Source organism: Melaminivora alkalimesophila, from assembly GCF_000282995.1.
In the GTDB taxonomy this organism is placed as follows: Bacteria; Pseudomonadota; Gammaproteobacteria; order Burkholderiales; family Burkholderiaceae_C; genus Melaminivora; species Melaminivora alkalimesophila.
Map to the genome: position 1 here is coordinate 1 of NZ_ALEE01000089.1, position 2410 is coordinate 2410.

Below are 2410 nucleotides of genomic sequence, written 5' to 3' on the forward strand. Positions count from 1 at the left end.
CGCCGCCCGCCTCGGCGTTGCCGTCTCCCTGCCGTCCGCAGGTGGCGCAGCCGGGGGAGTCGTGGACTCCGCGGCACTCGGTGAATTCGCCGAGCAGGTCACCGGCCGGGCCGGTGTCCTGGCCGCCACCGCACGCACCATCCTCTCCCAGCTGGGTCTGGATGCCCCCGCACAGGCCGCCCTCGAGGAGGCCGAGTCCGACAACGAGCTCTATGAGCTGGTCTCCCGTGAGCTCGGTTCCGACTGGCCACGCCAGGTCGCACCCAGCTTCGATGTCGACCGCGTGGTGCAGATCGATGACCGCTGGGCCTCCGCCCGCGAGGACCTCCCCCGCGTTGCCCTGGGCGAACTGGATGCCGCCGATATCGATGTCACCGGCGCCGGTGAGGTCGTGGCACTCCAGGCCGAGTACCTCGGTCTGAGCGCCCTGGCCGAGCAGGCCCGCGACACCTCGCCTCTGGAGTACGCCGATGACGTAGCCGTGGTCACCGGTGGTTCGCCGAATTCGATCGCAGCGGCGATCGTCGAGAAGCTCCTCGCCGGTGGTGCCACCGTGGTGGCCACCACCTCCAGCCTCAACCACGACCGTCTGGAGTTCTACAAGAAGCTCTACGCCCGTTCCGCCCGCGGCACAGCCGCCCTGTGGGTGGTCCCGGCGAACCTGAGCTCCTATGCGGACATCGACGCGATCGTGAACTGGATCGGCACCGAGCAGACCGCAACCGTCAACGGCAAGTCCAAGCTGGTCAAGCCCGCGATGATCCCGACCCTGCTGTTCCCGTTCGCCGCACCGCGCGTGTCCGGGTCCATGGCGGATGCCGGTGGTCAGACCGAGGCCCAGATGCGACTGCTGCTGTGGTCGGTGGAACGCCTCATCGTCGGGCTGGCACCACTGGGTGCCGATACCCGCGTCGGCCACCGCCTGCACGTGGTCATCCCGGGTTCACCCAACCGTGGCCGCTTCGGTGGCGACGGTGCCTACGGTGAGTCCAAGGCCGCCCTCGATGCCGTGGTCACCCGTTGGAATGCCGAGCAGAGCGCCTGGGGCGCACACACCTCCCTGGTCCACGCCCACATCGGGTGGGTTCGCGGCACCGGCCTCATGGGTGGCAATGATCCGCTCGTGGCTGCCGCCGAGGAAGCCGGTGTGGAGACCTACTCCACCGAGGAGATCGCCGAGAAGCTCATCTCGCAGGTTGCCGGCGATGTCCGCGAGGAGGCAGCTGACGCTCCGATCACCGTTGACTTCACCGGTGGCCTGGGCGAATCCGACATCAACCTCGCCGAGATGGCCCGTGCGCTGGAACAGGCACCGGCCGGGGAGATGGACAAGCCCCGCACCATCGCGGCCCTGCCCACCCCGTACCGCCCGATCGTGCAGACCACCCCGGACTTCGCCGGGCAGGTCACCCAGTCGTTGGACGACATGGTGGTCATCGTCGGTGCCGGCGAGCTCGGACCCGTCGGTTCCGCCCGTACGCGTTTCGACGTCGAGGTCTCCGGCGACCTGTCCGCCGCCGGTGTCATCGAACTGGCCTGGACCACGGGACTGATCCATTGGGATGAGGACCCCACCCCGGGCTGGTACGACGCCGATGACGAGGCCATCGCCGAGGAGGACATCTACGACCGTTTCCACGATGAGGTCCTGGCACGCGTGGGTGTGCGCCGCTACCACGACATGCCCGCCTACGGCATGTTCGACAACTTCGCCCCCGAGCTGACCACCGTCTACCTCGACCATGACCTGACCTTCTCGGTCGGGTCCCGCGAGGAGGCACTGACCTATGTGGACTCCGAGCCGGAGCTGACCACCGCCTCCTACAACGAGGCCGATGGTGAATGGTCGGTCACCCGCAAGGCAGGTTCCGCCATCCGCGTGCCACGCCGCATGGCCATGACCCGCTTTGTCGGTGGCCAGGTGCCCAAGGACTTCAACCCTGCCGTCTGGGGCATCCCGGCCGACATGGTGGACAACCTCGACACCGTGGCACTGTGGAACATTGTCTGCACCGTGGATGCGTTCCTGTCCTCCGGTTTCGACCCGGCTGAACTGCTCGCAGCCCTGCACCCGGCACGTGTGTCCTCCACCCAGGGCACCGGCATGGGCGGCATGGAATCCCTGCGCGGCATCTACGTCGACCGTCTGCTGGCCGAGCCACGCGCCAACGATGTCCTGCAGGAGGCCCTGCCGAACGTGGTGGCCGCGCACGTCATGCAGTCCTATGTGGGTGGTTACGGCCAGATGATCCACCCGGTTGCGGCTTGCGCCACCGCTGCGGTGTCCGTGGAGGAGGGTCTGGACAAGATCCGCGTGGGCAAGGCCGACTTCGTGGTCACCGGTGGTTTCGACGCACTGTCCGTGGAGGGCATCACCGGCTTCGGTGACATGGCGGCCACCGCCGATTCC

Annotated in this window: 1 protein-coding gene; it reads left to right on the forward strand. The window is 67.9% G+C overall.

Annotated features, from left to right (window positions below; all coding sequences use genetic code 11):
- Positions 1-61 precede the first annotated feature (61 nt).
- Positions 62-2410: beta-ketoacyl synthase N-terminal-like domain-containing protein (locus tag A612_RS01125; RefSeq protein WP_277422514.1), on the forward strand; the 2349-nt coding region annotated here is incomplete at its 3' end.